The sequence below is a fragment of the Aquimarina longa SW024 genome, from assembly GCF_001401755.1.
Classification (GTDB): domain Bacteria; phylum Bacteroidota; class Bacteroidia; order Flavobacteriales; family Flavobacteriaceae; genus Aquimarina; species Aquimarina longa.
Genome location: NZ_KQ474099.1, coordinates 581,145 through 596,769, shown reverse-complemented (window position 1 = coordinate 596,769; position 15,625 = coordinate 581,145). Strand labels below are relative to the sequence as shown.

Sequence of the window (15,625 nt, the reverse complement as noted above, 5' to 3'; positions counted from 1 at the left end):
ATAAAATGCCATTAGAAATCAGAGAATTGATTATCAAAACTACAGTAAATAATGAGAGTAAAAAAATAGTTGCAGATAATGCTACAACTAGTAAAATGGGAGTATCTCAGATTAATGAGATAGCCGAAAAGATTTTTGAAATTATAAAAGAAAAATCAGAGCGATAATGGATAATAACGGAAAATTAGCAAAAGTTTTAATTCATATCTACGAAGAAGAAGACTTTCAGAGTAATTCTAAAGTAGCATTAAAAACAATTTCGCTTCCAGTTAATCCTGAAAGTCTCACCCAAAATTATAAAGTAGAGCTAACTAAGCAACAAGGTCAGGGTAATCAAGGTACAGGACCAGGGTATAAAGCTACTGCACCAGAAGAATTAAAACTAGATTTTATTTTTGATGGTACGAATACAATCCAAGGGTATTCATATAATAATAGTAAGGAACGTTCTGTAAAAGAGCAACTTAAGGTTTTTATGGATGCAGTTTATTATATGAATGGAAAAATACACCGTCCCAATTTTTTAAAAGTACAATGGGGAGATCTAGTATTTCCATGTACCTTATCTAGTCTAGACCTAAATTACACATTATTCGAATCTAATGGAGATCCTTTAAGAGTAAAAGCAAGTGCTAGTTTTGTAAAGTACATATCACAGAAAGAAAGAGTTGCTAGAGAGAAAAAGAAATCTCCCGATCTGACTCATGCAGAACAAGTAAAAGCAGGAGATCGGTTAGATAACATGGCATACAATATCTATAATGATGTTAAATATGTAATTCAAATTGCAAAAGCAAACCAACTGACATCTTTTCGAAAAGTCGTTCCAGGAAAAGAACTAATTTTTCCTCCATTAGATAAAACAGGAATATGAAAGAAAGAGAGATACCAGTTAGAGCAGAGCATAATGTATCAACCTTTGATATCATTATTGATGGAGAACTAGTAGATTCAGGTTATGAGATATTATCTATTTCTATTCATAAAGAAATAAATAAAATCCCAACAACTAAGATCATTTTAAGAGATGGCAATGTATCCGAAGAAACTTTTGAAATAAGTGAAAAAGAGAATTTTTTACCAGGAAAATCAATTGTTACTAAAATAGGGAGGGATGGTACAAATAATCAGTTGTTTAAAGGAATTATAGTTAAACATTCTATAAAGATTAGGGAAAGTGGAGAAACACAATTAATTCTAGACTGTAGAGATGACGCCGTAAAAATGACACTAGGGCGACATAATTTTTATTATGAAGAGCTGAAGGATAGCGAAATCATGGAAGAAGTTATTGGTCGATACTCTGGATTAAGTAATGATGTAGAGCCAACTACAATAAAACATCCAGAGATGGTTCAGTATCATGCTACTGATTGGGATTTTTTATTGATGCGTGCTGAAGCTAACGCAAAATTAGTAGTGGTAGATGATGGAGAAATTAGTATTAAGACTCCAGAAACAAATGAAGATGCTGCAATAGCAGTGTTATTCGGGTCTACCCTTATAGATTTTGAAGCCGAAATGGATGCCCGTAATCAATGGCAATCGATAGAAGCAAAATCTTGGGATTACTCAGGGCAAAGCATGTTCGAGCATACTACTGATAGTGTACCCATTAGAGAACTAGGAGATGTAGAAGGGCAAGAATTGGCACAAGCTATAAGTCCTGATAGATTAGAACTTAGACATTCAGGTAAAGCTATTGTCGAAGAATTACAAGAATGGACCAAATCCAGAATGCAGATTAGTAGGCTTTCCAAAATTAGAGGAAGAGCCAAGTTTTTAGGTTTTGGAGAAATTAAACCAGGGCAAATGATCGATTTGCAAGGGTTAGGGACAAGGTTTACAGGTAGTGCTTATGTATCAGCAGTGCGCCATGATGTATATGATGGAGCTTGGTATACACAAGTACAATTTGGATTGAATCCAGATTGTTTTTCTCATGTAAACAAAGATATTAAGGATGTACCAGCAGCAGGGTTATTACCAGCAATTAACGGTCTACAAATAGGTAAAGTAGTTCAACTAGAAAATGATCCAGAAGGAGAAAATAGAATACTCGTTAGACTACCGATTATTGATAATTCTGCAAGAGGGCTTTGGGCAAGAGTAGCAACCCTAGATGCAGGAGAAAACAGAGGTTCTTTTTTCTTGCCAGAAATAGAAGATGAGGTAATCATAGGATTTATAAACGATGATCCACGTGATGCTGTAGTATTAGGAATGGTACATAGTAGTGCTAAACCTGCACCTATAGAAGCACAAGATGTAAATCACGAAAAAGGATTTGTAACCCGTTCTGGGATGCGATTACATTTTCATGATGAAACCAAAACCATTACGATCGATACTCCAGCAGGGAATAGTATTATAGTAGATGAGGATACCACCTCTATTACGATCACAGATCAAAATGACAATAAAATACTATTAGACCCCGAAGGGATAGAAGTAAATAGCCCAGGAGATATTAAGATTGAAGCAACAGGAAATATAGATATTAAAGCAGGAATGAATATGACATTAGAAGCGACCCAAATATCAGCTACAGCAAGTGCTAGTATGGAAGTCAAAGGAGCAACAACATCAGTATCAGCAGATGGAATAACAGAAGTAAAAGGAGCTTTAGTAAACATAAATTAACGAACAAGATAAAATGCCAGCAGCAGCGAGAATAGGAGATATGCATACCTGTCCAGCATCAACAGGACCAGTACCTCATGTAGGAGGACCTATAACAGGGCCAGCAGTACCTACTGTATTAATAGGAGGACAACCCGCAGCAGTAGTAGGAGATATGTGTGTATGCGTAGGTCCACCAGATACTATTGTAAAAGGATCAGGAACTGTTTTTATAGGAGGTAAACCAGCAGCTAGAATGGGAGATACCTCTGCGCATGGAGGAACTATCGTTCAAGGATATCCAACAGTAATGATTGGAGGATAAAAAAATAAAAATGAATACAAACAAAGAATATTTAGGTACAGGATGGTCATTCCCACCAGCTTTTGATAAAGAAAGTAAAACGGTAACTATGGTTAGTGCCGAAAAAGATATTGAGCAAAGCTTAGAAATATTACTTTCTACAAGCTTGGGTGAGCGAGTGATGCAATCAGAGTATGGTTGTAGCCTTAAAGATTACCAATTCGAAAGTGTAGATAATTCGTTAATTGGTTTTTTAAAAGATTTAATAGAACGAGCCATACTCTATTATGAGTCTAGAATAATAGTAGAACGAGTAGATATCACAGAAGCAGATGCTTTAGAATTAGTAGAAGGAGTATTGCATATCTCAGTAGACTATAAAATCGAAGGGACTAATACACAATATAACTATGTCTATGATTTCTATCTAAGAGAAGCAGATCAAGGGATATAAATATAATTAAGGTAGATGAAGAAACTTTCTAATATATCACATCCCTTACTAAATAGAACAGGGACTAGTCAAAGAACTAGAATTATTGATGCATTACAGTCAGAATCAGCACCAGTAGATGGAAAAACGCTGGCAGACAGACTATACATTATTAGTACATATGCACAGCAAATAAAGTATTATGAATATATAGAAAACGAATCTGAAACGGCATATCAAGATATAGATAATTGGATATCTTTTTTTCAAAACAGCTTACCTTTTCAGTTAGCCATTTTGAGCAAAACATCAATTAGCGATCTAGAGAATGAGTTTACTATATTATATACTGAATTAAAACAAAACCCATCAAAGCAATCCTTAGAGTCACTATTGGTTTTTGTCTTTAATAAGTGTATTACTCCTGCCAGCGTATTATTTACGAAGGTAGAAAAAGAAAAAAACAATTTTGCTACACCACTTTTAGCAATATTAAATTCATCATATACAGAACCGTTTAAAGAATTTATTAAACTATATAATGCCAGTGCCACATTCTTATGTGTAACCAAAAAAAACTTCTCTACTTTTATGGCAGCACCTTGGCAGTTAAAAGTAGAAGAAATATATGCTATTGATATTAATATACAACAGGTAAAAAAAGGTAAAAAAGAAGCATTTACTAGAGCAGGAACATCTATACATACCATTTTTTATAAACTACTAAGCGGTTTTCAGGATATAATAAACACAGCACCAGACTATATAGAAGAATCCTTACGCCCCTTAGAAACCTCGTTGCAAAAACGACATCAACCACATCTAGCATTAGTATTTACGTTCTTAGAATTACTAAATCATCTTAAGGATGATAGTAATAACTTAGGAAAGAAGCATTTAGATTTTTTCTATCAAAAAGTATTACGATTTATACCTAAAGAAGCAGTACCCGATAAGGCTCATATCATTTTTGAAATATCAAAACATCTAGAAGAATATTTTTTACCAAAAAATGTAGTAGTAAAAAATGGTAAAGATGCTAATAAACAAGACATTCAATTTGGATTAGATCATGAGATTATTATAGATAAAGCTCAGGTTGTAGATCTAAGAACGCTGTATATAAATACTTTTAAGAATACGAATTACACAATAGGGCAGAATACAGAAGAAACATATACAGAAGGGGTTTATATAGCACCAATAGCCAACTCTATTGATGGTAAAGGAGGTGAATTTAAAAAATACCAATCAGGAAACTGGCCAACCTTAGGAGCTAAATATAGTAAAAGTAATAGTACCGTAATAGATACATCTAATGAAGACCCTTGTAGAGATATACAAAAAATAGGTGATGAATATCCAAAAGCCCGATTAGGATTTGTATTATCGTCTCCCATATTATTACTGCAAGAGGGAAAAAGAAGTATACGAATATCTTTAATTTGTGAAACAGTAAACGATATAGTACAGCAGTTAGAAAAAATATCTAGCACACATACAATGTATACCATTGTACCCAATATGTTAGAAGGTTTTAAAAACCTTTTCTTAGGTAAAGAAAAAGCATTCCTTGATGTAGCAGAGAAGCACTTTAAATCTTTGCTAGGTAAAAAAGTACATCAAAAGATATATGAAAATGATGTAAACGAATTTTTAGCACTAAAAAAAGATGAAAATTCATATTTTTTCTCTGTTAAGCAGAAAAATGATATTATAGCTTTTTTAGGAGCCACATCTACGATAAAACAACTTACACAATCAGTTTTTAAGTTAGCTTTTAGTGGAGAAAAAGAATGGTTGATTCCAAATCAGGATGATAGTATTGTTTTTGTATCCTTTACTAATGGCGAGCTTACTATTGCTATTCAGGTAGATGTAACCCCTGATTTTTTGCCAATTACATTTTATGATAAAGAGAAATTAAAAGAAAAGATTGATGTAAAAGAGCATCATCCTGTAGTTAAAATAGAACTAAATGATGAAATAAAAATCAATTTTGAAAGTACTATTAATCCAGATAGATGCTCCTTAAGAAAACAGAAAACAGAAAAAAACATACAGTTTTCATTATACCACATTCTAAGTCAGCTAAAACTAAAAAATGCAAATATAGATGTAGAAGTATGTGGAGTAAAAAACCTTATTGTACAAAATGACGAAGGTAGATTAGATATAAATAGTCAAATTTTCCCATTTGGATTACGTCCAGAAGTAACAGGATATGAACCCATGAATCAATTAGATTGGGAAGGAGTACAAGATGAAAACTCTATGTTAGGACCTAGCTTTTACATCGGTAGCAAAGAGGTGTTGTTTAAAAATTGGCAAGCAGTACGTGTTAATATAGAATGGAAAGACAAACCCGAAAGTTTTAACGATCATTATAAGGCATACCTAAAAGAACCCAATGATGTTTCTGATACACAAACAGATTTAAAAAAACTAGGGCTTAATGAAGAAGGGTTTAAGTTAAAAATAGACTCCTTAGAAGACGGTGTTTGGGAAGAATTAGTTAATAGAACAGAGCTATTTAGTACAACGGCATACGGTTTCGAAACATTAAATTGTAACAATACCATCTATGGATGGGAAGTTAAAAATAAGACAACAGATACGTTTGTAGATTTTAATGAAAGGCTTGACTTTTTTAAAAATTCACAAAATGGTTTTTTAAAATTTACCCTAGCAGATCAGGATTTTTTACACAGAGAATATCCTTTCGTACTAGCCAGACAAATGTTGGCTTATGCATTATCCTCACAGGGCGAAAAATTAACAGATGCTATTTATGTATCCTCTAATAAAACTGTTATTAGAGCCGTAGACGACCTGTCACTTACAGGAGAAGATATTACTACAAGTTTAGAAAAAGCAATCACGTCCTCAGATAATTTAATAACTAGCATCACCAGTTTAGAAACCTATATCAATACAAATGAGGTTTCTATAAATACAATTATCCAAGGGTTAAATGATGTGTTTAGTGATATTAGTACCTATATAGATGTAGATTTAGAAAATTTTGCAATTGATTTAGATCTTTTTAATACAACCAATTTAGCAGGCTTAACAGGGTTTTTAACAACCCTAGGAAGTATAAGAGATACACTTTTAGACCGTAATAATCCTCAACTAATCAGTAAAGTAACTGCTATAGAAACTACGTTGCAAACCTTTTTTTCTCAGATAAACGCAAAACTATTAGGAAGCGGTAATACTTCTGGTATTCAGAAACTAGCAGAAGATATCGTTGATGAAATTGATAGTGCTAGTGGCACTCTACAAGATCTGATAAACCTTATAAAAGTACCAGCAAAAGATGTAAAAACAGGAATCAATGATATAGTCACCTTAATAGATAATGCAGATGATGTTGCCGATAGTAATAGTTTAGTCTCTAAAATTAATGACGTTATAGTATTTATTAATGGAATAAAAGGGTATATAGAAGATGATTTCGATTCTTTTAGAACAAAACTTCAAACCTATATAAACGATTCTATAATACAGGTAATGGGAACTTTAGTATCTAGATTTACAGCCATTAAAGGACAATTTATAACATTTAAAGGAGAGCTAAATCAAAAAGGAGTAGATCTAGATAAAGAATTTAATAGTTTTATAACCGAATTATTGAGTAAGGTAGGAGAGAATGGTAGTGTATCTGTTTTAGTAACAGAAGTAAAAGACAGTCTTAACAATATTGATGAAGTTTTTAAGAAATCTAATATTTTAAAATTCTTTAGTCAAGACGCATCTCAGGCTTTGATTCCAAACGAACCTTGGACTCCGACATTTAAAAACCTATATTTAGATTATACAGCAAAAGCAACAAAAGAAGAAATAGACATTATACACCTATATCCTTTTGAGAATACTACTAGATTAGAAAATATCACAGAGAAACCTACTCTTTTTCCATCCATAAAAGAAGAAGGAACTTTGTTTATGGGTATAAAAGATATAACCCCTGGAGGAAACCTCTCTATATTGTTTCAATTAGCAGAAGCAACTGCAAATTCAGAGATGAATAAAGCAAAAATAGAATGGCATTATTTAAGCAATAACCATTGGAGAAAACTCGAAGAAGGTTTTCACATCATCTCTGATGAAACTGATGGATTGACAGTTTCGGGGATTGTTACTATTGCAGTACCAGATACGATCAATAAAAAAGGAAATACATTGATGTCTGAAGACTTATACTGGATTAAAATCTCAGCTCTAAGTAATACAAAAGCCATTGCAGAAACAATAGGAATTCATACACAAGCAGCTAAAATTTCTGCAAGACTTAGTAAATTAAATGATACAAACAGATTAAATACAGCATTAGCATCAGGCAGTATTAATAAGTTGTCAGAAGGAGATTTTAATATAAAAAAAATAGAACAATTATATCCTTCTTCTGGAGGAAAACAGCCAGAAGCAACAGGACATTTTTATACCAGAGTTAGTGAACATCTAAAGCATAAAGGTAGAGCATTAATGCTTAATGATTACGAGAAAATCGTATTAGAAGGATTTCCAGAAATTTATAAAACAAAATGTATTAGCCATACCATGGGGCTTTCTGCAGTTGAATATCAAAAAGACTTAGAAATAGCCCCAGGGTATATCGTGCTTGCAGTAGTTCCTGATTTAACAAAACTCGTATCAGGAAATCAATTAGAACCTAAAGTACCAGTAAGTCTTTTAGCAAAAATAGGAGCTCACCTAAAAAAGAAAACCTCACCTTTTGCCAGAATAAAAGTAATGAACCCTAGATATGAATATGTAGATGTTACTATTGAGGTACGCTTATATCGAGGAAAACCTCAGAGCTTTTATAAGCAAAAACTCCAAGAAGATATTACCAATTTTTTAGCCCCTTGGTACTTAGGAGATACAGAAAAAATTGCATTTGGGATGCCTGTCTTGTTTTCTGATATTGTAGGTTTTGTAGAGCGATTAGAATATATAGACTTTATAGCAAACTTACAATTAAGAGGAGAAAACAATCAAAATGGCTCAGAAATAAAGCCTCTTACAGCCAGATCGATCCTAACCGCAGGTAAGGTTTGTGTATCGATAGATAAAGAAGAGTGTACCAGTACTGATCAAGGAAGTAACCTTCCATATAAAACAGAAATTATTAATCAATCATCTGAATTAAGTTGATATGGCAGAAGTGGTAAATGATAGTATAACTGTTATCAAGCAAAATGATCCGGATTTTCCGAAGTATTTAGACTTTGAAAAACTACGAAAAGAAGGCTTAACACATATAGGTAACCTTGCAGGAAAAATATGGACAGATCATAATGTACATGATCCTGGAGTTACCATTTTAGAGGTTCTTGTGTATGCTTTGATGGATTTAGGATATAAGACAAATCTTCCTTTTGAAGACCTGATAGCCGTTCAAAACAATAATGACAAAGACGATAACTTTTTAACTCCTCTAGAAATTGTAACGAATAATCCAGTTACGATTACAGACTATAGAAAATTAATTTTAGACGTAAAAGGAGTTCGTAATGCTTGGCTAGAGCCTGTAAATCAAGAAATTGATTTATACCTTAATCAATATAGAAATACATTATCATGTGGTTATGGAGGAGTAGGAGCAAGAGAAACATCTAAAATAAGGTTAATAGATAATAAAGTTCACTTAAACGGATTATATAAAGTATATATAGAAAAGGACAGTGAAACTATACAAACAGATGAACAAGAAAAACAGTTAAAACAAGATGTACTTGCACTTCTGTTACAACATAGAAATTTATGTGAAGACTTTGTAGCAGTAGATATTTTAACTCCATTAGAAATAGGTCTCTGCGCAGAAGTAGAAATAGAATCAGGTTATCAAGCAGAGAAGATATATAAAATAATCTTTAGTAAGGTAAAAGAGTATATCCAACCCGATATACGATATTATACATTAGAAGAACTTCTTGATAAAGAAAAAACAATAGAAGATATTTTTGCAGGAAGACCTTATAGAGAACAAAGTTTTGGATTTATTGATACAAATGAGTTAGAAAGTTATGATAAGCGAGAGGAGATACATCTCTCAGATCTATACAAAACTATTTTAGATATCGATGGAGTTAGAAAAATAAAGGAAATATCCATAACAGATAAGAATCCTAGGGATCAAGTACCTCAGGATTGGAAATATAAAATCCCAGAAGGGCAAGTTCCTGTTTTTTCAGTAGAGAAAACATGTATTGATCTATATAACGATCAAGGTTCATTAAGAGTAGATAAAATTAAAATACACAAAACCCTTTCTGTAACAAGACAGTTCAGAATGCCAATGAACAGCCTTAATACAAAAGTACCTTTAGGAATTTATCGAGAAGATCTAGAAGAATATTATTCTATACAGAATGATTTTCCTGTTGTGTATGGCATCGGAGAAGACGGCTTACCACAGAATGCTACTACACTAAGAAAAACACAAGCACTACAGCTCAAAGGATATTTGATGTTTTATGACCAGATATTAGCCAATTATACCTCGCAATTAGCAAATATCAGGTCATTATTTTCATTAAAAACAGAAGAGCAAAGAACCAAACAAGAAAAACGAACGTATTATACTCAGATGCCTGACTCCATACCAGGCATAGAAAAATTAGTAAGATTCTATGACTCTAGTACCTCAATGCCCGAAGGTTCTTCATTGGCAGTCATCATAGAAAACAACGAAACATCAAAACAAGTATTAGCACAATTACAAAATAACTCTGGAGCAGAACTATCCATAGGAAACTCGTGTAATAATACCAATACATTAGTAGATCAATTTAGCTTTTCCTCTACAGGAATACGTACAATATATATAAGCCAATTAAAGGACTCTTTCTTTAACAAAAAGTATACAGTTCAGATCCTATCAGACCGTAGAGGATTCCTTTTTGTAATACAGGCAGAATTACCGAATGATATTTTAATTGTTGGTACGAAGAGATATGCTTCTAAGAGTGAAGCCAGAAAAGAAGCAAAAAACATAGCTTTTATTGCTACAATTCAACAAAACTATACTCTGATTACCAATGCATCAGATACAAACACGCCAGATAAACATTATTTCGAAATAATATATACCCCTTTATCTTATATTGATCTTATTCAAGAATTAACAGAAGATAAAGAAGAATATAGTACACGACGTCAGCAATTTTTAGATCATTTATTAGCGAGATTTGGAGAAGAATTTACAGAATATTCATTACTACAATACCAGCATAAAACTACTCCAGAAACTACTTCTAAAACATTACAAGACCAATCCAATTATGTCAATAAGTTTGGAGAAATAAGTAGAAATAGAGGTAAAGCATTTGATTATACAATGCCCACATGGAATACGAATAATGTATCTGGGTTTGAAAAACGAGTAGCTGGACTATCAGGAATTACCAATGATAGCCGTCGTAATCTATGTAATTTTGAAGTAACTCAGAGTTTTAGATTACAACTAAAAGATTCGGCAGGGAACACACTTTTTAGAAGTAATAGAGGGTATGAAAAAATAGAAGAATTACACGATGCTGCAAGGAAAATATTAACACAATTACGCAATCCAGAATCGTATAAACAATTAGAGAAAAGCCTCAATGGGTTCGATGTAGATACTATTCATAGAATATTCTCGGAATACCCTAGAAAAGAAAATATCATTATTACTAAGTATAACTACCATCAGCAATTAGCAAATTTTGATAATGAGGTAGTTGCCGTTAGTAAAAGCCTAAAAATAAAATCCGAAAAAATTGCTAGAGATAAAGAACAAGACTTTATAAAAACAATCAATAGTCAAACTGTAGTAAGCACTCCCCAAAAGAATAATGAATACCGGTTATTACCGCTTACAAAAAACCAATATCTAAATGTAAATGCACTACCCTGCACCATTGATACATTGATTACTTGGAAATGGCATGTTAATGAGATCGGAGGAAAACCAATATCAGTGTGTGATCCTGTTTTTGAAACAAACCAACAGGCTTGGGATCATATGATCGAAGAAGCAAATCTAGATGATTTTCTTACAATTCACGAGGTAGGTCTTAAATGGAAACTTCGTATTGATGAAGATATTTTTATTACTGGATTAGAGTGTTACCCCGATGCATATAAAGGAGTAGCCGCATGGAGGCAAGCAAAAGTATTAGGGAGTTCAGAGAAAAACTTTACCATTGATAAGAAAGAAGAATCAATTGTAATCAATCTTAAAAATGAAAAAGGAAATATCATTGCAGTTTCCAATGAAGTAAACTCTGATCAAAAAGATATAAAGACTATTTTAGAAAATTGTATATCGATTTTTGGGAATAGAACTACTAAACCAGATTATGAAAAGGAACAAGAAAAATTTGGGTTTAAAATAGTAGGAGAAGACAATACACCAGTATTTGTTAGCTATTGTGTCTACGATTCAGAGAAAGAAGCTCTTCAGCATATAGAAACTGTTTTTAAACTAGGAGAAAGTAAAGCCAATTATTTACTCTCTGGAGATCAGGGAAATCCTGAGTATAATTTCATACTACGAGATAAATACAACTCATTTTTAGCACTACCACCAGATCACTTCGAAACAGCTACAGATCGTACCAAAGCACTAAATTCGATGATGCGATATTTCAAAAACAATAAACTCCCTGTTTTTGTAAAAGAAGAACCACGTAGATATGTTTGGAGGTTAGAGCATGATGAAAAAGAAATACTACATGCAACATCAGAATTTTCGTCAAAAGCCAGAGCACAAGCTGATTTTGATAAAGCTATAGTTAAAGAGGCCTTACAGCATAATACCGAATTATGTGCTCCCCATTGTTATGAGTTTGCTGTAATCCCTACACCAGCTCAATATAAATTTATATATGGAAATAGTGATGCTCAGGGAAATTTAAATCCTATATTAACAAGTACAGATACATTTACTACTTATAATGAAACCTCACAGGCATACACATCATTTATCAAACAATTACCAGAAGCTTCATTAAAAGTTTCTAAAGAAAAAGAAACCGAGTCCATATTGTATCCTTCAGGATCAAAGATTCCTATTGCAATAGGATCCTCCAAAGATCAAACTGCACATACGTTAATTAAATACCTTACTAAGATATATACGAAGAAGTTATCTCCAAAAGAAGATTTTGTAACCCAGGGAATGATAGAAAATCAAAGAGGACGATACGAGTGGAGGTTTTATAAAAAGTATAGCCCCATAGCAATCAATCCATACCGTTGTAGTAACGAATCATCTGCTAAACAAGTAAAAGCTGATATTTGCGATACCATCCCACCAATATATCTAAAAGAATGTAATAAACAACAACGAATCATTTGTCCAGAAGGTAATCCGAATCAATTTCATTATCAGGTAGTATTTAGTGATGACCACTCCAACCAATTTGTATTAAATAGCTATATAGGATACAATAGCGCAGAAGAAGCAGAAGAAGCATGGCAAGACCAATGGATAGACATCATCCAAACAGCAGCAAACCCAAAAGAATATGGAGCTTTAGGGAAAATAAGTATTGAAGAAACCTATAAAAAACCAGAATCTAATACTTGCGATGAGACATCATTTATAGCCGTAATTCCTAAAAACATAAGAATAGAATTAGAAGAAAAAGATATAATTGTTCAGGAATATTATTCCCAACTAGCGGATTTATACCCCATTTATAAAGAATCTAATGAAAATGCTTCAGAAAAAGTACCTGATTCCTATAGGTTTAAAGTAGTTGTCCCAACAAAAGATTCCATATCAAGAGAATGTAAAGAAAGTAGTGATATTACCCATCTAGGCACAATAGTATGGATCAGTGTAGCATCCTATAGTACTCCTCAGCAAGTGATAACCGCATATAATCATTTTTATAACCTTGCAGGAACCTCTAATAATTGTAAAATATTCTGTGATAAAGGATTATTTTACACAGGTTTAGTAGAAGTATTGGCAGAAAGCCTACAAGAATTCGAAACAGAGCAAGAAGCATGGGATGATCAATACCCACATCAGGTAGATGATTGTCAAAACTGTATTCCAGGAGGAGTACGAGAATTTGTATATGCAGCAGAAGAAGATAAAAATTATATACCCATATGTGATCGTAATTATTGGAAATTCAAAATAGTATCTTCAAGCTATTTTATGACCAATCATAATTGTGATTATAATTCTCAAACGTTAAGAGATCAAGAGATGGGACATTGGATTTCAAAATTAGAAAACCTCAATTGGAATCAATATATTATAAGTCCTCCATACGATGGCGGAGGATCATATCCAGGAGGAGAATTTTTATATTGGATAGGATACGGATACTCTGATGAAGATTTTTGTGATTTTATGTTCACATTAAGAGATAGCCTAGTTGGTTTAAATAGCATAAAAAAAGAAGAAAGAAGTGAAGCTATTAAAACATTTCTACTAAATAAGTATAAAGACAATAGAAGAATTTATGAGTTAATTAGAGGATATGATTTTGATGATGAGGTTGTAAAAAATCTCACGAATTATTTTCCAGTATATAAAACAGACAAAGGGTATCAATATAAATTATATATAACTGAGAATGATACTATAATTACTCCAGATGGATTACAGCCCTGTGGATGCGAACAAGATACAACGATAGAAAGTCAACACTCCTGTAACAATCCATACCCATTCATTAGTAGTAATTACTATACCTGTTGTACTAACGCATTACAAGCATTTAGTGAGTTTAGCATATTAATTATTAGTAAATCATATAGTACAATACAAACATCTAGAACAGATTATGGACCATATTCATTTCAGATTATAGATAAAAGAAAAGAACTAGCATATCATCCACAGCAGTATGAAAGTTTACAAGAAGTTAAAAACGCTATAGAGCATACTAAAGTACAGGTAAATGATGTAGGAATGCACTTATTAGAGCATATTTTATTACGACCAAAAACTTATAGAGAATGTGGAGGAGGGTATGGAAAAGAATATGGAGAAGGTTATATTGAAAACTATAGATCAAGTTGTTTATTACCTATTTGTCCTGATTATGATTGTTATATAGAGTGGCAGCCAGATATAGATAAAAATGATCCTTGCGAAGAAGAAAACCCTACTACTATCACGTATATACCAGGTAGTGATCCTTATTCTTTTTGGGCAACATTAGTATTGCCAGCTTGGGCTAAGCGATTTAGAACCTTAGAACAACGACAAGCATTTGAGAATTTTCTATATAAAGAAGTCCCAGCATTAGTAGGTCTTAATATCTTATGGTTAAGTCCTAGAGATATGTGTAAGTTCGAAGATGCATATAGACAGTGGTTATTATGGAAAGAAGATCCAACATCACAGCTATGCAACTCTAATAGAATTTCTCCTAACTGTTTACTATCTAATTATATCAAAAACCTAAAATCAGAACCGCCATGCGCGTCTACTCCAGAAGAGCAAGGCGACTGTAATTGTGGTCAAAGAGAAGACCAGATTCCGTTTTCTCAAAATACTACAGACAGCATTTTTTGGGCAGGATTATGTAACCATAGTATGCCAGCTATAGCGCAGTCAATAGAAGTAGAACCTACGGTTGGGAGAACTCAACTTGAAGAGTCGAAACAAGAAACAATAGAGACAGAGTCTAAGAATAAGATACCCGTAGAAAAAGAAACAAAGGCAAAACCAGAAATAGCAAAACCAGAGGAGCCTAAGGATAAAACATCAGTAGAAAAAGAAACAACAACACAAAAAAAAGTAACTAGTAAAAAAACAACAAAAAAATTACAAAAGAAAAAAATAGTAACTCCAACTTCTAAGAAGATAAAAAAGGATGAACTCACTATAATTAGACAACGAAAACCAAAATACCTTTCTAATATAGCAGTTGTAGGAGATGAGAAAATGAAAAAGACAAAAAGTTATGAGCGAACCGTATTTTTTATAGAGAATACACCAACTATAGCTAGCTATAGTAAATTAGTAGACTTTTTTAACAGATATAGTTTACAAAAAGATAATAATATCGAAGGATTTTTAACACTGTTAAAAAATGCAACATGGCACTTGTTGGATAAATTGATACTAGATAGAAAAGAAGAAATAGAAACAAAAGAAATAAAGCAATTGAGTACTAGCCTTCAGATAATACATAAAAAGGGAGTATCATTAAAAAAGCTAGCAACAGAATGGAAAGATAAAGAGCTAGGATCTTTGGCAAATATTAAACCATTGGAGCAGATAAAAAAAATATTGAAATAAT

General features: G+C 32.6%; 7 protein-coding genes. All 7 read left to right on the top strand.

Annotated elements, in window-relative coordinates; genetic code table 11:
• Positions 1-5 precede the first annotated feature (5 nt).
• From N456_RS24445 to N456_RS11470, 7 genes are read left to right on the top strand one after another with little or no spacing between them, the layout of a single operon-like run.
• Positions 6-167, top strand: a complete 162-nt coding sequence (locus N456_RS24445) for a DUF5908 family protein (protein ID WP_158447877.1) — start codon at positions 6-8, stop codon at positions 165-167.
• Positions 167-874, top strand: coding sequence for a CIS tube protein (locus N456_RS11495; protein ID WP_062057011.1), 708 nt, complete (start codon positions 167-169; stop codon positions 872-874). Before N456_RS24445 ends, N456_RS11495 begins: the two co-directional genes overlap by 1 nt.
• Positions 871-2,643 carry a type VI secretion system tip protein VgrG gene (gene vgrG / locus N456_RS11490; protein WP_062057009.1) on the top strand — a complete coding sequence of 591 codons (1,773 nt, stop codon included), beginning with the start codon at positions 871-873 and terminating at the stop codon, positions 2,641-2,643. Before N456_RS11495 ends, vgrG begins: the two co-directional genes overlap by 4 nt.
• Before the next feature lie 13 nt (positions 2,644-2,656).
• Entirely contained in the window at positions 2,657-2,947 is a 291-nt protein-coding gene (locus tag N456_RS11485; RefSeq protein ID WP_062057007.1) for a PAAR domain-containing protein, read from the top strand.
• 10 nt (positions 2,948-2,957) lie between these two features.
• A complete protein-coding gene (locus tag N456_RS11480) occupies positions 2,958-3,380 on the top strand; it encodes a GPW/gp25 family protein (RefSeq protein ID WP_062057510.1) in 423 nt (140 codons plus the stop codon).
• A 15-nt stretch (positions 3,381-3,395) separates the two neighbouring features.
• Positions 3,396-8,522 carry a hypothetical protein gene (locus N456_RS11475; RefSeq protein ID WP_062057005.1) on the top strand — a complete coding sequence of 1,709 codons (5,127 nt, stop codon included), beginning with the start codon at positions 3,396-3,398 and terminating at the stop codon, positions 8,520-8,522.
• Between the two features lies 1 nt (position 8,523).
• A complete protein-coding gene (locus N456_RS11470) occupies positions 8,524-15,624 on the top strand; it encodes a hypothetical protein (RefSeq protein WP_062057002.1) in 7,101 nt (2,366 codons plus the stop codon).
• Position 15,625: the final 1 nt, after the last annotated feature.